This window comes from Faecalibacterium sp. An192 (genome assembly GCF_002160175.1).
In the GTDB taxonomy this organism is placed as follows: domain Bacteria; phylum Bacillota; class Clostridia; order Oscillospirales; family Ruminococcaceae; genus Faecalibacterium.
The window spans coordinates 1-15,787 of sequence record NZ_NFKB01000004.1; the positions used below are offsets into that span (position 1 = coordinate 1).

The following is a 15,787-nucleotide window of genomic DNA, read 5'->3' on the forward strand; positions in this document are numbered from 1 at the left end:
TGGATATGTGTGTATTTTTGTCTGGACATACGAACACCCCCTGTATAGGTTTATTTTCCTACACAGGGGGCGTTTTGTCTATTGTCCGTTTTTACTGGTTCAGTTCAGGTCCGTACGGGCGTTTTTGTATGTGTTTTCAATCAGGGAGATGCAAACGTAAGATCAGGCCAGCAGCAGATTGCCGATCCGGCTCATGGGACGGTTTACCTGCTTGGCGGTCATGCCCACAAAGAGGGCGGCGGCGATGGTGCCTTCCCGGACGCCGGCCAGCGTGTGGAGGAACAGGAAGGACAGGACAACGGCAATGACCACCAGAGAGCAGTCCACCGTGATTTTGGCCTTGGCAAAGGGGAGTTTGGTGGTCTTGCACAGGGCCAGAGCGACGCCTTCGCCCGCCATGGTGACCACGTCGGCGGTGACCTCAAAGCTGACGCCGATGCCCACCAGCAGGATGCCCAGAACACAGAACAGCCACTGCTGCCAGTAGGCGGTGGGGACAATGGGGGACAGGACCCAGACAGCCAGGTCGGTCAGATAGCCAAAGGCGATGGCCACCGGAACCTGAATCAGCTGCACCAGCTCAAACTGCCGGCGGAGCAGGAGAATCTGGAGCAGCACCAGGAGGCAGTTGATCAGGATGGTGGTTTCGCCCACCGTCATGGGGACAATCAGACTGAGGACATAGGGGACGCTGGAAACCGGCGAGGTGCCCAGCCCGGCCTTGATGGAAAAGGCCACGCCAAAAGACATGATGAGCAGACCCACCAGCAGGGTCAGATAACGGCGGACCAGATTGTTGAGGGATCGTTTTTTCACGTGGGATTCTTCCTTTCTCGATTCAATGCTTCGCATACGTCAGCCAGCATGGCACACAGCTGGGCGCACTGCTCTTCGGACAGGAGAGCGGCGGCGGCCTGATCGGCCTGGCGGAAGGCGAGATCCATGGCCTGTGCCACCTCCCGGCCGTGGGGCGTCAGGGTGACGTATAGGGAACGCCGGTTCCCCTCGTGCCGTGCGCGGGCAATCAGCCCGTCCCGCTCCATTCGGCCCAGAATGGTGCCGGCGGTGGCGGGCTCGATCTCGCAGTAGTCGGCGATGGACTTCTGGTTGGACTCGCCGGTCTGCAGAAGGAACTCCAGGATTTTGGGCTGGCCGGGGGAAAGCCCCAGCTTGGAAGCCCGGGCCAGGACGTCCCGGTTCATGGCGGACTGAGCACGCAGCAGCCGGCGGTGGAGTAGTTCATTGGTCATAGCTCTACCTTCTTTTTAAATAATAAGCTTGCTTATTGTGTCGAAGCTTATAATAAGGCTTCTTTCACATTTTGTCAAGATCTTCCCGCGAAGAAATATACCAAACAAAAAGACCCTGCCGCTTTTTTGAGCGGCGGGGCCGGAAAAAGATTCGATTCAGCGGGAAAGCTTGCGGGCAATCCAGATGCAGACGCAGGCGCCCACCACCGAGACGACGAAGTCGCCCACGAAGCCCACAGCCCGCAGGCCGATGAGTCCCAGCAGGAAGCTGCCTACAACGCCGCCCAGCATACCAAGAACAACGTTGCGCAGGGCGGAAGTGTAGCTGCCCATCAGACGCCCGGCCACATAACCGGCCAGAGCGCCCACAAGCAGGCTGAAAATCATCGAAAACAGAGAAATAATCATGGTTCAATCCTCCTGAATGGCTGTTATGACTGGGCCTCCGCCTGGTTGGCCTGGGCGGTGCGGCAAATATCTGCCAGGCAGCATTTTTCGCACAGAGGCTTGCGGGCGTCGCAGACGGCCCGGCCGTGGTAGACAAACCGGTGGCACAGATCGCTGCCCTCCTCGGGAGGGATGATCTGCCACAGAAGCATTTCCACCTTCTGGGGTTCCTTGACGTTGTCCACCAGGCCGATCCGGTTGGACAGGCGGATGCAGTGGGTGTCGGTGACGATGGCGGGCTTGCCAAAGACGTCGCCCATGATGAGGTTGGCGCTCTTGCGGCCGACGCCGGGCAGTTTCAGCAGCTCATCAAAGGTGGTGGGAACCTGGCAGTTATATTGATCCCGCAGCACCCGCATGCAGGCCGAAATGTCCCGCGCTTTGGAGTGACCCAGACCGCAGGGCTTGACGATGGCTTCGATTTCCTCCGGCTCGGCGGCGGCCAGGGCGGCCACATTGGGATATTTGGCAAAGAGATCCTCCACCACCACGTTGACCCGGGCGTCGGTGCACTGGGCGGCCAGCCGGACGCTGACCAGCAGCTGCCAGGCGTGGTCGTAGTCCAGGCTGCAGGCAGCGTCGGGATATTCGGCCTTCAGCCGTTCAATGACGGCCAGGGCCAGTTCTTTTTTGGCCGCAAGTTCTGCGGCGGACATCTGTTTTTTGGGCATGGGGGCCACCTCCTGGAAGCTGTTGCTGTGATGATATCACGTTTTGAGGATTTTGTAAATATTTCGCACTGTGACTGGGTGCCCTTGTCCTTTCCAGTAAAATGCTGTATAATAGTCGTAATCGTTCGCACTATTGAAAACCGGTATGGAAAGGTGGTTTGTTATGCGGGAACCTTTGGCCCAGCGCCTGCGGCCCAAGACTCTGGGGGATGTCTGCGGCCAGCAGCATCTGCTGGCCCCGGGACGGGTGTTCCGGCGCACCATCGACAGCGGGCATATTCCGAATATGATTTTCTATGGTCCCTCCGGTACCGGCAAGACCACCGTGGCCCGGATCATCGCCGAAAACAGCGGCATGACCCTCCACAAACTCAACGGTACCTCCTGCGGCACCGGGGACATCAAGGCGGTGTTTAAGGACATCGGAACCCTGGCCGGGGCAGGGGGAATTCTGCTCTATCTGGATGAGATTCAGTATCTCAACAAAAAGCAGCAGCAGAGCTTGCTGGAGTGCCTGGAGGACGGGACGGTCACCCTCATCGCCTCCACCACCGAAAACCCCTATTTCTACATTTATAATGCACTGCTCTCCCGCTGCACCGTCTTTGAGTTCAAGAGCCTGACTGCACAGGACATAGAGCGCGGGGTGCGCAATGCGGTGACCCGCCTGTCGGAGGAAAGTCCGGTGACCATCACCGACGAGGCGGCCCAGTATCTGGCTGAAAGTGCCGGCGGCGATATGCGAAAAGCGCTGGGAAGCCTGGAATTTGCGGTGGCCGCCGCGGAAAATGGGCCGGATGGCAAAACCATCACCCTGGAAATGATCCAGCAGGTGACCCGCCGCACCGCCATGCGGTACGACAAAGACGGCGACGAACACTACGACATTGTATCGGCATATCAGAAGTCGATGCGGGGCTCCGATCCCGATGCGGCCCTGCACTATCTGGCCCGGCTGCTGGAGGCAGGGGACCTGCCGTCGGCCTGCCGCCGCCTGATGGTCTGTGCCTGTGAGGATGTTGGGCTGGCTTACCCGCAGATTATTCCCATTGTCAAGGCGGCGGTGGATGCGGCCAATATGCTGGGCCTGCCGGAGGCACGGATTCCTCTGGCCGACGCAGTCATTCTGGTGTCCACCAGTCCCAAGTCCAACAGCGGCGAGGCGGCCATCGACGCAGCACTGGCGGACGTGCGTGCGGGCCGCACCGGTCCGGTGCCCCGCCAGCTGCAGAACAAACATTTCGACGGGGCCGACGCCCTGGTCAAAGGGCAGAACTACAAGTATGCCCAAGCCTATAAAAACCACTGGGTGGAGCAGCAGTATCTGCCCGACGCCATCAAAGACGCCAAATATTACACCTACGGAGATAACCGCTCGGAACAGGCCGCCAAGGCCTACTGGGCCAAGATCAAAGGGGAAGGGTAAAGGGGGCAACAAATATGCGCTACTCAAAACAGAGGGAACTGGTCATGCAGCAGGTGGAAGCCATGAACAACCACCCCACTGCGGAGGAAATCTATCAGAATGCACTCAAGGAGTGCCCGGGTCTGAGCCTTGGCACCGTCTACCGCAATTTAAACAGCCTGGTGGAGGCAGGCCGGGTCCGCCGGGTGCCGATTCCGGGCCAGCCGGACCGGTTTGACCACACCTTGTCGTGGCACAGCCACCTGTATTGTACCCGGTGCGGCCATGTGACCGACCTGGACCTGGACAGTGAGGTGATGCAGCGCCTGCTGAACAGTCAGCCCGGCCGGGTGAGCGACTGCGTCCTGACCTGGATTGGCCTGTGTGAGGATTGTGCCCGGGAAGAAGAAGGAGAAAAACTCCAGGCGGCTGCGTCCCTCTGAAAGGGACGGCATCCAGCCGCTTTTGGATGCGCCGGCCGCAGCGATGCGGCCGCTGCTGTTTCCGGCCCGGCCAGACGAAAGACCGGCCGGAAAACTTTTTCAGGGCGCTTTGGGTCCGGCGTGAAATTTTCCCTTGTTTCGCGGGGGAGAAACCTGTATAATAGACAGGATGAAGGACGGGCCCCAGGCCCAAAAAACAAGGAACCCGACGGCTTTGGCCGTCCGGGATGAAGGATGGTAGATTGTTGGAATACATCACTTATGAACACAACGCGGAGGCAGCCGGCGTCATCAGCCGGTTTTATGAGACGCCGCCGCTGGCTTATGTCCACAGCTATGGCTGCCAGCAGAACGTCAATGACGGCGAACGGATCAAGGGCGTGCTGGTGGATATCGGCTATGGCCTGTGTGATAAACCCGAGGATGCCGACCTGATTCTGTTCAACACCTGCGCCGTGCGGGAGCATGCAGAACAGCGGGTGTTCGGCAATGTGGGCGCCCTCAAGGGCCTGAAAGAGAAAAAGCCCGGCCTGATGATCGGCCTGTGCGGCTGCATGGCCAACCAGAAACATGTGGTGGAGAAACTCCGCCAGAGCTATCCCTATGTGGATCTGGTGTTCGGCGTGGATGGCATCGACACCCTGCCCGAGCTCATTGTCCGCAAACTGGAAAAGCACAAGCGGATTCTGCTGGAGCCGGCCCAGCGCCCGGTGATCGTGGAGAACCTGCCCATCCGGCGGGAGAGCGAGTTCCGGGCCTGGCTGCCCATCATGTATGGCTGCGACAACTTCTGCACCTACTGCATCGTGCCCTACGTCCGCGGCCGGGAAAAGAGCCGCCGCCCGGCGGATATCCTGGCGGAGTTCCGGGGCCTGGTGGAGGCCGGCTACAAGGAGATCACCCTCCTGGGCCAGAACGTCAACAGCTATGGCAAAGGCCTGGAGGAATCCATCGACTTTGCCGACCTGCTCAACCTGCTGTGCAGCGTGCCGGGGGATTACCACATCCGGTTTATGACCAGCCACCCCAAGGACGCCAGCCGCAAGCTGATTGATACCATTGCAGCCCAGCCCCACCTGTGCAAACATCTGCACCTGCCGGTGCAGTGCGGGTCGGACCGGCTGCTGGCCAAGATGAACCGCCACTATACCGTGGAGCACTACCTGGATCTGATCGAGTATGCCCGGGCCCGGGTGCCCGGCATCACCTTCTCCAGCGATATCATTGTGGGCTTCCCCGGGGAAACCGAGGAGGACTTCCAGGGTACGCTGGATCTGGTCCGCAAGGTGGGCTATATGCAGCTGTTCACCTTCATCTATTCCAAGCGGGAGGGTACGCCGGCGGCCACTTACCCCGATGACACCCCCCGGCAGGAAAAGACCGACCGGATGGCCCGGCTGCTGGCGGTACAGGATGAGATCGCCATGGGCCTGGTCAAGGCCCAGGTGGGCCAGACCGTCCGGGTTCTGGTGGAAGGGTATGGCCGGCTGGAGGGTACTCTGTCGGGCCGCCTGGACAACAACCTGACGGTGGAATTTGCCGCAGAAGATTCCCTGATGGGGCAGTATGCCATGGTGCACCTGACCGGGGCCCGGGCCACCGTCCTGCTGGGCGAATGGGTCCAGTGATTTCGGGACAAGATACAACCACAAGACTGACAAAATAAAAGGAGAATATTTACAATGGATTGCATTGATCTTTTCAAGCGCGCCGCCATGGCGCTTCAGACCGACAGCCGCTACCTGGCCCTGGACAAGGCCCGCAAGATGAACGACGGCGATGAGGAGCTCCAGAACATGATCGGGGAGTTCAACCTGGCCCGGATGGACCTGAACAACGAGATCAGCAAGCCCGAGCGGAACGACGCCCGGGTGGCCGAGCTGAACGAGAAGGTGAACACCCTCTACAGCAAGATCATGAACGACGAGGGCATGCTGGCCTACAACGACGCCAAGCGGGAGTGCGAGGCCCTCGTGAATTATATCGACGCCATCATCAACACCGCGATGAATGGCGGCGACCCGATGACCGTGCAGGAGCCCACCAGTTCCTGCTCTGGCAGCTGCTCCACCTGCGGCGGCTGCGGCTGAGTCCGGTGATCAACGCGGCTGTGCATCTGCAGAGCCGCGTTTCCTTATCTCAATGGTTACCGGGAACAAACCGGACGGAGGGATGCGGGACGCATCCGGGGAAAGAAGGGGAATGCCATGGCGGATCTGTCGCCCATGATGAAACAATATCTGGATATCAAAAAACAGCATAAGGATGAGATCCTCTTTTATCGCATCGGCGATTTCTATGAGATGTTCTACGACGACGCCATCACGGCTTCCCGGGAGCTGGATCTGACCCTTACCGGCAAGCAGTGCGGCCAGAAGGAGCGTGCCCCCATGTGCGGCGTGCCCTTCCACAGCTATGAGACCTATATGGCCCGGCTGATTGCCAAGGGCTATAAGGTGGCCATCTGCGAACAGGTGGAGGACCCGGCCACCGCCAAGGGCCTGGTCAAGCGGGATATCGTCCGCGTGGTGACGCCGGGCACCGTCATCGAGAGCAGCATGCTGCAGGATGACCGCAACAACTACATCGCCAGCCTCTACCTGAAAGGGGAGCAGGCGGGCGTCTGCTTTGCGGATGTCTCCACCGGCACAGCCCATGTCACCGAGCTGTCCAGCAGCAAGCTGGGGCTGGCGGTCATTGCGGAGCTGTGCCGCTATCATCCCAGTGAGGTGCTGATGAACGAGGGTGTTCTCGCCAATCGGGAAATCACCAACTACATCAAAAAGTATCTCAACTGTGCGGTGGAACTGATGGAGGATGAGCGGTACGCCCCCGGCCTCATTGAGTCCACCCTGACCGAACAGTTTGGCCGGGACTGGGCCGACACCACCGAGATCGGCGCCAACGGCCTGGTAAAATACGCCATGGGCGGACTGCTGCAGTACCTGCACGACACCCAGATCAAGGGCGTCGGCCGCCTTAAAACGGTGATCCGCTACACCGAGGCCCAGTACATGCACCTGTCCAACGTGACCCGCTCCAATCTGGAGCTCACCGAGACCATGCGGGGCCGGGAGAAGCGGGGGACTCTGCTGTGGGTTCTGGACCAGACTTCCACCGCTATGGGCAAGCGTCTGCTGCGCAGCTGGCTGGAACAGCCGCTGGTGTCCAGCGCCATCATCAACCACCGCCTCAACGCGGTGGAATGCCTGGTGAAACAGACCATGGCCCGGGGCGAGCTGTCCGAGACCCTGCGCTATATCACCGATATTGAGCGCCTGATGACCCGGACGGTGTATGGCTCCGCCACTCCCAAGGAAATCTACTCCATGGCCCAGACCTTTGACCGTCTGCCCGAGCTGAAAAAGCTGGCAGGGGACTGCAGCTGCGAGGAGCTGAAAACCCTGGCCGGAGAAATGGACCCTCTGGAGGACATCAAGGCCCGCATTTATGCGGCCATCGACCCGGAAGCCCCCTCCACCCTCAAGGATGGCGGCGTCATTGCTGCGGGCTACAACGACGAAGTGGATGAACTGCGGTCCATCCGGGAGAACACCAAGGGGATTCTGGCTCAGCTGGAAGCCCGCCTGCGGCAGGAATCCGGGATTCCCAAGCTGAAAATCGGCTTCAACCATGTGTTTGGCTATTACATCGAGGTCAGCAACAGCTACAAAAACATGGTTCCCGACAACTATACCCGCAAGCAGACCCTGACCAACGGTGAGCGCTATATTACCCCCGAGCTGAAAGAACTGGAAAACAAGATTCTGGGCGCACACGAGCGGCTCATCAGTCTGGAACACCGGCTGTTTGCAGATTTGCTGGAAGGCATCGGCCGGGAGCTGGACCGGATTCAGCGGACCGCCCGGGCGGTGGCTGAGCTGGACGTCTATGTCTCGCTGGCTACCGTGGCGGCAGACAACAACTATTGCCGCCCCATCGTGGATGACAGCGACCAGCTGGTGATCCGGGAGGGACGTCACCCGGTGGTGGAGCAGGTCCTCAAGGGGAGTCTTTTTGTCCCCAACGATACCCAGCTGGACTGCGACGAAAACCGATGCCTCATCATCACCGGCCCCAATATGGCGGGCAAATCCACCTATATGCGCCAAAATGCCCTGATTGCCCTGATGGCCCAGATCGGCTCGTTCGTCCCAGCCAAAGAGTGTCATGTGGGCATTGTGGATGCGGTATACACCCGTGTCGGGGCCTCGGATGACCTGGCCGCCGGTCAGTCCACCTTTATGGTGGAAATGACCGAGGTGGCCGAAATCCTCAAAAATGCCACCCGGCGCAGCCTGGTGATTCTGGATGAGATCGGCCGCGGCACCTCCACCTTTGACGGCATGAGCATTGCCCGGGCGGTGGTGGAGCACATCTCCGACCCCAAAACCGGCCTGGGCTGCAAAACCCTGTTTGCCACCCATTACCACGAGCTGACCGACCTGGAAGGCAGCGTGGAGGGCATCAAGAACTACAACATTGCGGTCAAAAAGCGGGGCGAGGACATCACCTTCCTCCGCCGGATTGTCCGGGGCCCGGCCGATGACAGCTACGGCATCGAGGTGGCCAAACTGGCCGGCCTTCCGGGCAGCGTCACCCGCCGCGCCCATGAAGTTCTGCGCAAACTGGAGGCCGCTGCCCCCAAGAACAATGTGGAGCAGATGGATTTCGGCACGCTGGAAGAGTATCAGTCTCCCGCGGTGCCCAGCGAACTGGTGGACAAGCTGGAGGCGCTGGACCTGGAGACTCTGACCCCCATTGAGGCCCTCAACTTCCTCTATGAGCTGAAAAAGACCCTCAAGGGCAGCATTTCCGGCTGAGTTTAGAAACAACGAAAGGAGGGTGTCTGCATGGCAGTCATCCATGTGCTGGATAAACATACCGCCGAGTTGATTGCGGCGGGCGAAGTGGTGGAGCGGCCTGCGTCGGTTGTCAAGGAGCTGCTGGAAAACTCCATCGATGCGGGCGCCACTCAAATCACAGTGTCCATTGAGTCGGGCGGTGTCAAGCTGATCGAAGTCAGCGACAACGGCAGCGGCATCGAGCCGGCCTATATTTCCACGGCCTTCATCCGCCACGCCACCAGCAAAATTGCGGTGGAGGCGGACCTGAATTCCATTCAAACCCTGGGCTTCCGCGGGGAAGCCTTGGCCTCCATCGCCAGCGTGGCCAAGGTGGAACTGCTGACCCGTACCGAGGACAGCGAGTTCGCCTCCCTCTACCGCAACGAGGGCGGGGAAGAGGGCCCCTGTGAACCGGCAGCCCGGGCGGTGGGCACCACCATCCGGGTGCGGGACCTTTTCTACAACACCCCCGCCCGCATGAAGTTCCTGAAAAAGGACTCCAGCGAGGGCACCTTTGTGTCCGATGTGGTGACCCGGCTGGCCCTCAGCCATCCGGAGGTCAGCTTCAAATTTGTGCGGGAAGGCAAAACCCAGTACGTCACCCCCGGGGACGGGGATCTGCGGGGCGCAGCCTATGCGGTGCTGGGCAGGGAGTTCAGCCGGGACCTGATCGAAGTGAACGACGAGAGCAAACTGTACCGGATTCACGGCCTTATCACTCCGCCCAAGAGCTGCCGCGCCAGCCGCAGCATGCAATATTTCTACATCAACGGGCGCTATGTGCGCAACCGCACCATGATGGCCGGCATGGAGACCGCCTTCAAGGGCACCACCATGCAGGGAAAATTCCCGGGCGGTTTGCTGATGCTGGAGATGCCGGCGGATCTGGTGGACGTCAACGTCCACCCGGCCAAGACCGAAGTCCGCTTTGCCCGGGAGAACGACGTCTTTGATGTGGTTTACCACGCCGTCAAGCTGGCGCTGGCCACTCCCGGCAGCGGGGAACGCCGTTTTGTCTTTGATTCGCCCAAAGAGACCTTTGAAGCGTCCGATTCCGACAGCACAAAAGCAATCGAGAAAACAAACGATAATAAAACAGAAAAAGCTGTAAAGCAAGACAACTTTACAGGACTTTCTGCGGTCATTCCGGGGCAATCAGAGCCCGGCGTGCCCAAATCGGCGGCAAAACCGGCCTCCGAACCGGATGAACCGGAGATCCAATCCGAGCCCCTCCAGCCCAAACGGCACTGGTGGGGTATCGAGGAGCCCATCCCCAAAGTCATGGAGCTTCGCAGCCCTGAGCCGGCCCGTCCCAAACAGACGTTCCGCCCCGCTGAGCAGGAATCCAAGCTGGATATCAGCCTGGAAGAGCCGGAGGAATGGACCCCCGGCGACCCGTTTGCAAAAGCGGATGCGCCCGCAAAACCGGTGTTCAATCCCTTGCCGGAACTTGAGCCCACTCAGCCGGAGCAGCAGGTCATGGAAGCCCCCGAGACAGAGCTGGAGGAAACATCCGTCCAGCCGGAACAGACGGTGCTCCCGGGGGCAGATGCCCCCATCCCGCTGTCCTATGTGGGAGAGGCCTTCCAAACCTACATCATCGCCCAGCGTGGGGAAGAACTCTGCCTGATTGACAAGCACGCAGCCCATGAGCGCCAGATTTATGAGAAGCTGGCGGCCAGCTATGGCGACGTGCCCAGCCAGCTGCTGCTGGCGCCGCTGGTGATCACCCTCTCGGCGGAGGAGAAACAGGCCCTGATGGGGAACATCCCCCTGCTGGAAAATGTGGGCATCGAAGTGGGGGACTTTGGCGGCAACACCGTTTTGCTGCGGGCCGTCCCCTGCGATGTGGAGCAGGACGACCTGGAAGACATGCTGGTGGAAATTGCAGACAAGCTGGCCCGGGGCAGCCGCGACGCGCTGAGCGAGCGGACCGAATGGGTTCTCCACTCGGTGTCCTGCCGCGCCGCCATCAAGGCCGGGGACCGCACCTCTCCCGAGGAGCTGATGGCCCTGGCTGAGAAAATCCTCTCAGGCGAAGTGCCGCCTTTCTGCCCCCATGGCCGTCCCTGCGTCCTCAAGCTGACCCGAAAGGAGCTGGAAAAGCAGTTTGGCAGAATCGAATGAAAAGCGCCCGGTGATGGCGGTGGTGGGGCCCACGGCCACCGGCAAGACCGCCCTGGGCGTAGAACTGGCCCTCCGGTTTGGGGGCGAGATCATCAGCGCTGACTCCATGCAGATTTACAAGGGGCTGGATGTGGGCACCGCCAAGGTAACCCCGGAGGAAACCCGCGGCGTGCCGCACCACTGTGTGGATATCCTTTCCCCGGAGACGGCCTTCAGCGTGGCTGATTTTACGGCCCTGGCCGGCGGCCTGGTGGAGGAAATCGACGCCCGGGGGCGCCTGCCCATTCTGGTGGGCGGGACGGGGCTTTATGTCCAGAGCTTCCTGTACGGTGTCCGCTTTGCCGAGGAAAAGGCCCCGGAGGGCCTGCGGGAGGCTCTGGCGGCGGAACTGGCTGCCCGGGGCCCCGAGGCCATGTATGCCGAGCTTCAGGCCGCTGACCCCGAGGCCGCAGCGGCCATCCATCCCAACAACCACCTTCGGGTGCTGCGGGCTCTGGAACATTACCGGGCCACCGGCCGCCGCCTCAGCGAGCAGAAAGCTGCCTCCCTTCCGCCGGAGCGGCCCTATCGCTCTCTGGTGCTGGGTCTGGATTTTGCAGACCGGGCGGTGCTCTACCGCCGGATTGACACCCGCGTGGACCGGATGCTGGAACAGGGCCTTCTGGAAGAAGCCCGGATGGTCTATCAGAATCGGCAGACCTACCGCACCGCGGCGCAGGCCATCGGATACAAAGAATTCTTCCCTTACTTTGCGGGGGAGGCTACGCTGGAGAGCTGCGCCGAGCAGCTGAAACAGTCCTCCCGCCGCTATGCAAAGCGGCAGCTGACCTGGTTCCGCCATATGGACGGGGTGGTCTGGCTGCAGGCCGACGCGCCGGACCTGATTGACCAGGCGGCAGACTTGGCCGCCGCATTTCTCAAAGAGGGGTGATGCTGGATGAGAAAGGATTCGGAAACCGCTTCCCCCAAAAACTGGCTCACTATTCTGGGCGGAATCGTGGTGGTTCTGCTGTTCATTGCACTGTGCTATGTGGGCTATCAGATCATGCACCTGGTCAACCCGCCCAACACCTACGAAACCGTCCTGACCGCCACCGTGGAGAACAAGGTGCAGGCGGACGGCGTGCTGCTGTTTCAGGAGACCATGATTCCCGGCAGCGGGGATCTGGGGTACCTGGTGGACGACGGCGCCCGCGTCTCGGCCGGCACCGTGGTGGCGGAGGTTTACACCAGCCACGATCAGAGCACCCTGCGGGCCGAGCTGAACGACCTGAACGAACAGATTGACCTGCTGCAGCGTGCCGAGAATGTGTCCGCCACCCAGGTGGATACCATGATCCAGGAGCGCACCACCGCCCTCTACGACCTGATGGACGCAGTGGACCGGGGCGAACTGGAAGACCTGGACGACGGCAAAGAGGACTATCTCCTGGCCCAGAACAAGATTCTGGTGGTGACGGGGGAGGCGTCGGGCTTCGCGGCCCAGATTGCCGCTTTGCAGGTTGAGGCCGATCAGATTCGGAGCCGGCTGGGCTCGCCCGCCCAGATCACCGCGCCCCTGACCGGTTACTTTGTCCGCTGCGCCAATGCCCGTCAGCTGAGCCAGTCCACCGACGCCATTCTGGCGATGGATGCGGCCACCCTCAAGGCCTATCTGGATGGCGGCGCAGACGCCCCGCTGGCAGGATGCGCCGGCAAGATGGTGTCGGGGTTCAGCTGGACCTACTGCGGCGTCTGCGACGCCAAAGAGGCCCAGAAACTCCTGCGGGCCGACGGCACCCCTTTGACCAAGACGGTGAAGATTCGTTTCCCCGGCCAGACCAACCAGGCTCTGGAAGGCAAACTGACCGAGGTGACCATCGACGAGGCGTCGGGCCTGGCCCGCTTTGTCCTGACCTGTGATTCCATCACCGCGGACGTGCTGCGGCTGGGTCAGGCCTCGGCGGAGATCATTGTCAATGAGACCACCGGCCTGCGGGTGCCTGCGGCATCGGTCCACTATGTCCTCGAGACAGGGGAGGCCGCACCGGAGGCAGACAGCGCCGCCTCGGGAACCGTTCCGGCAGGGGAGAACTACATCCCCGGCGTCTACGTCAAGTTTGGCAACCTGGCCCGTTTCTGCCGGATTGACCCGGTGGACGACGAGCATCCCCTGGTCACCGACGGCGACTACATCATTGTGTCTCCCAAGGGGACGGAGGGTTCGGTCAGCGAAGTGCGCCTGTACGACCAGGTGATTGTGGAGGGCCAGAACCTCTACGACGGCAAACTGCTGTCCTGATTTGGGCCCGTTCCGGACGGGCTGGCAGCGGTTTGGGAATCTGTACCAGATTTATGCTGCGATTACTTGACATCCGGAACAAAAAAACAGATAATATAAAAAGCTATTCTTTTTTGTCTGTCCCGCTGTGCAGGACAGCGGCGTCTTTCATAGCGAATGGCATCTGCATGGCAGATGAAAGGAGCGGTATCGATGTCTTTTATGGAAAATATCAAAAAAGGACTCTTCGGCGAGGATGACGGCTACGACGATCAGTACATTGACGATGGCCCTCAGATGGTGAACAACAACAGCGGCTTCGGCGTGTCGGATTCCTACGATGATGACAGCAGCGAGAGCACCAAGAGCAGCAACCGCGTGGTCAACATCAATGCCACCACCCAGCTCAAGGTGGTTCTGGTCAAGCCCGAGCGCTTTGAGGATGCGAGCACCATCGCAGACCACCTCAACAACAAGCGCACCGTCGTGCTGAACCTGGAGTCCACCAATAAAGAGGTCTCGCGCCGCCTGGTGGATTTCCTGTCCGGCGTGGCCTACGCCAACAACGGTCAGATCAAGCGGGTGGCCAACAGCACCTTTATCATCACGCCCTATAACGTCGACATTATGGGCGATCTGCTGGACGAGCTGGAGAGCAATGGCGCGTTCTATTGATGATTCTGGCGCCCGGAATCCGGTTCGCGGATTTATTCCGCCCCAGAACGACAAAGAGCGTTTTCTGATGCGCCACATCGAGGACCTGGCCCGCACGGCCGAGACCCGCGGCATCCCCAAGTATTCTTCGTTCCTCAGCGACAGGGAACAGGTGCTGGCCAAAGCTGCCTTATCCAAGGCGGGCTGCAGCTGCTGGCGACTGGACGGGGGACACCCCGACGCCGAGCGGCAGCTGGTTGCCATCGAGCCGGAGGACAGCTGGACCGACAGTCCGCTGACCTGCGTCCGGCTGGAGTGCAGGGCAGCCCCCGGGGCAGACCTGCCGGCCCACAAAGACTATTTGGGCAGCTTGATGGGCCTTGCTCTGAAGCGGGAAGCGCTGGGGGACATCGTCCTCCCGCCGGATACTCCCGGCACAGCCTATGTGTTTGCGCTGGAGCCGGCGGCCCGTCTGATCTGCGAGGAACTGTGCCAGGTGGGCCGCGCCGAGGTCAGCTGCACGTTGCAGCCTCTGGACGAGCTGCCCGACCTATCGCCGGGTGAGCGGCTTGTGCGGACGGCGGCGGTGTCCTCCCTGCGGCTGGATGCCGTGCTGGCGGCGATGCTGCACTGCAGCCGCGGCGCTGCGGCCGCATTGATCGAGGCGGGCAGGGTGGAGATCAACCATCTGCCCACCGAAAATGTTCACGCCCCGGTATATGAAGGGGATATTTTTACCGTTCGGGGCAAGGGGCGCTTTGCTCTGACCGGGCTCTCGGGCAAAACAAGGAAGGACCGCCAGATTGTTGCGTTCTTCCAGTATTAGTAGTAGAATAACAGGAGGAAATCAGTTATGCTGACACCGCAGGACGTGCATTCTGTCCAGTTTGAAAAGGGCTTCCGCGGCTATCGGATCGAAGAGGTGGACCAGTTCCTGGACAGAATCGAGGAGCAGCTCAAGAGCAACGCCAATGAGTTGGAGCGTCTGCAGCAGCAGATTCAGCAGCTGCAGAGCGAAAACCAGCGCCTGGCCAAGGAGACCGAGGATTACCGCGCCGACGGTGAGATCATGAAGTCCGCCCTCATCAATGCCCAGCGGATCGGCGAGAACGTCATCCGCGAGGCCAACCAGAAGGCGGAGGAGATCATCCACAAGGCCAACATCCGCAGCGACGACATCATCCGTGATGCCAATGACCTGCTGCAGAAGGCCACCGACCGCGCCGACGAGATCGTCCGCGAGGCCAGTGACCAGCGGATGATGGAGGAGCGGGAGTATGAGCGGGTTCGCCTGGAAGTCACCCGCTTCAAGGCGGACGTGCTGAACCTCTACCGCAGCCACGTGGAGTCCCTGAGCCGCCTGCCCGAGTACACCCCTGACACCCCGGTGGAAGCCGCTCCGGATACGGCTGCCGCAGACGCCGTTGCCGATGTGCTGGACGCTGACGCCGCCGAGGCCGAGGTGGATACCCAGGACGCCGACCAGAATGAGGACTTCTGGGACAAGGACGAGAGCGAGCTGAAAACCCCTGAGCAGAAGCGCCCCGCCGAAGTGGATTATTCCGCATTTCAGGGCGTCCAGTTCAGCAAATAACCGTACATCCCCGCGCGGTTTTCCGCGTGATGCAGCAGGGCAGGGGCGTTGAGCGCCTGTCCCTGCTTTTCCCATGTGCCGGGTCAGCC

At 60.7% G+C, this 15,787-nt stretch carries 15 protein-coding genes; 11 read left to right on the forward strand and 4 right to left on the reverse strand.

Annotation, left to right across the window (positions count from 1 at the left end):
* Positions 1-162: 162 nt before the first annotated feature.
* From B5F27_RS02130 to nth, 4 genes are all read right to left on the reverse strand, one after another.
* A complete protein-coding gene (locus B5F27_RS02130; RefSeq protein WP_242962031.1) occupies positions 163-816 on the reverse strand; it encodes a DUF6198 family protein in 654 nt (217 codons plus the stop codon).
* Positions 813-1,250, reverse strand: coding sequence for a MarR family transcriptional regulator (locus B5F27_RS02135; RefSeq protein ID WP_087364361.1), 438 nt, complete (start codon positions 1,248-1,250; stop codon positions 813-815). Before B5F27_RS02135 ends, B5F27_RS02130 begins: the two co-directional genes overlap by 4 nt.
* A 156-nt stretch (positions 1,251-1,406) precedes the next feature.
* Positions 1,407-1,658: a GlsB/YeaQ/YmgE family stress response membrane protein gene (locus B5F27_RS02140; protein ID WP_242956705.1), complete on the reverse strand. Its 252-nt coding sequence runs from the start codon at positions 1,656-1,658 to the stop codon at positions 1,407-1,409.
* 23 nt (positions 1,659-1,681) lie between these two features.
* Entirely contained in the window at positions 1,682-2,368 is a 687-nt protein-coding gene (nth, locus tag B5F27_RS02145) for an endonuclease III (RefSeq protein ID WP_087245838.1), read from the reverse strand.
* A 163-nt stretch (positions 2,369-2,531) separates the two neighbouring features.
* On the opposite strand from nth, the gene B5F27_RS02150 reads away from it, so the two are divergent.
* From B5F27_RS02150 to B5F27_RS02200, 11 genes are all read left to right on the forward strand, one after another.
* Positions 2,532-3,794, forward strand: a complete 1,263-nt coding sequence (locus B5F27_RS02150) for a replication-associated recombination protein A (RefSeq protein WP_087364363.1) — start codon at positions 2,532-2,534, stop codon at positions 3,792-3,794.
* A gap of 14 nt (positions 3,795-3,808) precedes the next feature.
* Positions 3,809-4,216: a transcriptional repressor gene (locus B5F27_RS02155; protein ID WP_087364365.1), complete on the forward strand. Its 408-nt coding sequence runs from the start codon at positions 3,809-3,811 to the stop codon at positions 4,214-4,216.
* A 245-nt stretch (positions 4,217-4,461) separates the two neighbouring features.
* Positions 4,462-5,844, forward strand: a complete 1,383-nt coding sequence (miaB, locus tag B5F27_RS02160; protein WP_087364367.1) for a tRNA (N6-isopentenyl adenosine(37)-C2)-methylthiotransferase MiaB — start codon at positions 4,462-4,464, stop codon at positions 5,842-5,844.
* 54 nt (positions 5,845-5,898) lie between these two features.
* Positions 5,899-6,306: a YlbF family regulator gene (locus tag B5F27_RS02165; RefSeq protein ID WP_087245830.1), complete on the forward strand. Its 408-nt coding sequence runs from the start codon at positions 5,899-5,901 to the stop codon at positions 6,304-6,306.
* Between the two features lie 117 nt (positions 6,307-6,423).
* Positions 6,424-9,039 (forward strand): DNA mismatch repair protein MutS, encoded by a 2,616-nt coding sequence (mutS, locus tag B5F27_RS02170; protein WP_087364369.1) that lies wholly within the window; start codon positions 6,424-6,426, stop codon positions 9,037-9,039.
* A 30-nt stretch (positions 9,040-9,069) separates the two neighbouring features.
* Positions 9,070-11,190, forward strand: a complete 2,121-nt coding sequence (mutL, locus tag B5F27_RS02175) for a DNA mismatch repair endonuclease MutL (protein WP_087364371.1) — start codon at positions 9,070-9,072, stop codon at positions 11,188-11,190.
* Positions 11,174-12,121: a tRNA (adenosine(37)-N6)-dimethylallyltransferase MiaA gene (miaA, locus tag B5F27_RS02180; RefSeq protein WP_343214624.1), complete on the forward strand. Its 948-nt coding sequence runs from the start codon at positions 11,174-11,176 to the stop codon at positions 12,119-12,121. The genes mutL and miaA overlap by 17 nt, the downstream gene beginning before the upstream one ends.
* 6 nt (positions 12,122-12,127) lie before the next feature.
* Positions 12,128-13,471: an HlyD family efflux transporter periplasmic adaptor subunit gene (locus B5F27_RS02185; RefSeq protein ID WP_087364373.1), complete on the forward strand. Its 1,344-nt coding sequence runs from the start codon at positions 12,128-12,130 to the stop codon at positions 13,469-13,471.
* 192 nt (positions 13,472-13,663) lie between these two features.
* On the forward strand, positions 13,664-14,125 hold the full coding sequence (locus B5F27_RS02190; RefSeq protein ID WP_087245821.1) for a cell division protein SepF: 462 nt from the start codon (positions 13,664-13,666) through the stop codon (positions 14,123-14,125).
* Entirely contained in the window at positions 14,109-14,930 is an 822-nt protein-coding gene (locus tag B5F27_RS02195; protein ID WP_087364375.1) for a YlmH/Sll1252 family protein, read from the forward strand. Before B5F27_RS02190 ends, B5F27_RS02195 begins: the two co-directional genes overlap by 17 nt.
* A 27-nt stretch (positions 14,931-14,957) precedes the next feature.
* Positions 14,958-15,698: a DivIVA domain-containing protein gene (locus tag B5F27_RS02200; RefSeq protein WP_087364377.1), complete on the forward strand. Its 741-nt coding sequence runs from the start codon at positions 14,958-14,960 to the stop codon at positions 15,696-15,698.
* The last annotated feature ends 89 nt before the right edge of the window (positions 15,699-15,787 follow it).